The organism is Paratractidigestivibacter sp. (genome assembly GCF_052362415.1).
Taxonomy (GTDB): domain Bacteria; phylum Actinomycetota; class Coriobacteriia; order Coriobacteriales; family Atopobiaceae; genus Paratractidigestivibacter.
The window spans coordinates 1-1,707 of sequence record NZ_DAWEMK010000207.1 but is presented as its reverse complement, the minus strand read 5'-3'; the positions used below and the strand labels follow the sequence as shown (position 1 = coordinate 1,707).

The window sequence follows — 1,707 nt, the reverse complement described above, 5'->3', positions numbered from 1 at the left end:
GTCGAGGATGTCGATCATCTCGTCGCAGGCAGGCTCGGCGCCCTCCTGGCAGATCATGTCGCCGACGGGGCAGCCGGCCTCGTCATAGAACCGCAGCACGCGCTGGATACCGGGGATGGTGCGCTTATAGGCCTGCTCCGAGAGCTTGATGACGGGGCGCCACGGCTCGGACTCGCCCTCGCGAACGGCGGAGAGCTTGTAGACGCCGCCGAGGCTCGGCTGCGGGTCGCACGTTGCGAGCTTGGTGCCCACGCCGAACGAGTCGATCGGCGCCCCCTGCGCAAAGAGGGACTGGATCGTGTACTCGTCGAGGTCGTTGGAGACCGAGATCTTCACGTACGGAAGGCCCGCCTCGTCGAACGCCGCGCGGGCGTCCTTGGAGAGCTTCGCGAGGTCTCCGGAGTCGATTCGGACCGCTGCGAGGTGCTCGCCGGCCTCCTCCATCTCCTTGGCGCACGTGATGGCGTTCTTTATGCCCTGGTGCACGTCGTAGGTGTCGAGGAGCAGGCAGCAGTTCTTCGGGCTCGACTTAGCGAAGGCGCGGAAGGCCCCGAGCTCGGTCGAGAAAGCCATGACCCAGGAGTGGGCGTGGGTCCCGAACACGGGGATCCCGTAGATCTTGCCGGCGAGCACGTTGGAGGTGGAGCTCGCGCCGGCGATGTAGGAGGCGCGCGCGACCGCGAGGCCGCCGTCCGGGCCCTGGGCGCGGCGCAGGCCGAAGTCCGAGACCGGGTGGCCCTCGGCCGACTTGACCACGCGCGCGGTCTTCGTGGCGACGAGCGTCTGGAAGTTCACGAGGTTAAGAAGCGCGGTCTCGATGAGCTGGCAGTCGATGATGGGGCCCACGACGCGGACCATCGGCTCGCGGGGGAAGACGACCTCTCCCTCGGGCACCGCGTCGATGGTGAGGTCGAGCCTGTGCCCGCGGAGATACTCGAGGAAGCCGGGCTTGAACATGGGGCCGCCGCCTGGGGCCGTGAGCGAGGCAAGGTAGTCCACGTCCTCGTCGTCGAACACGAAGTTCTCGACGAGCTCGGCGATCTGCCCCGTGCCGCAGGCGACGCCGAAACCGCCGCCGAAGGGGTTCTCGCGGAAGAACGCGTTGAAGCAGGCCTGCGTGCCGACAAGGCCCGACTCCCAGAACCCCTGGGCCATGGTCAGCTCATAGAGGTCGGTGTTCAGGCAGACGTCGGTAGGCTTGGTGCGGTCGGTGAGCGACATGGTGTCTCCTAACCGAAGATGGTGATGAGCAGCCAAACGAGGGCGATGCCCACGACGGCGGCGATGACGATCTTCTGGCCGGGGGCCATCTTGAGGTCGTCATCGTCGGGCTCCATGAGCTTGCGGGCGCGCTCAAGGTCGGCGGCCTCCTGGGCTTGCTGAGCAGAGCGCGCAGCCGCCGCCTCGGCGGACTTTTGCGCCTGGGCCTTCTCGGCGCGGAGGCAGTCGAGCTCGGCGCGCTCGGCGGCGGCGCGCGCCGCCTGCTCGCGCGCGGCCTTCTCGGCGCGCAGCTGCTCGAGCTCGGCGCGCTCCTCGTCGGTCAGGGTATCGTTCTGGGACATTCGTCCTCCAAGGTCATGCGATCAGCTAGAAAAACTATACTCCACCGAACGGGGGCGGACCGCCTCGCCGCGACCCGCGCCAGGGCGGATGCGGCGAGGCGGCCCGGCTATTTTCGTCAGACGACGCCCGTGAGGTCGAACGCGG

General features: G+C 68.1%; 2 protein-coding genes. Both read right to left on the bottom strand.

The window, feature by feature from the left end:
* Positions 1–1,221: nicotinate phosphoribosyltransferase (locus tag ACT84W_RS10980; protein WP_444329250.1), on the bottom strand; the 1,221-nt coding region annotated here is incomplete at its 3' end.
* A gap of 8 nt (positions 1,222–1,229) precedes the next feature.
* Entirely contained in the window at positions 1,230–1,562 is a 333-nt protein-coding gene (locus ACT84W_RS10975) for a hypothetical protein (protein WP_444329249.1), read from the bottom strand.
* Positions 1,563–1,707: the final 145 nt, after the last annotated feature.

Coding starts and splice junctions, on each gene's coding strand:
- ACT84W_RS10975 (WP_444329249.1), bottom strand. CDS start 1,562: ATGTCCCAGAACGATACCCTGACCGACGAGGAGCGCGCCGAGCTCGAG.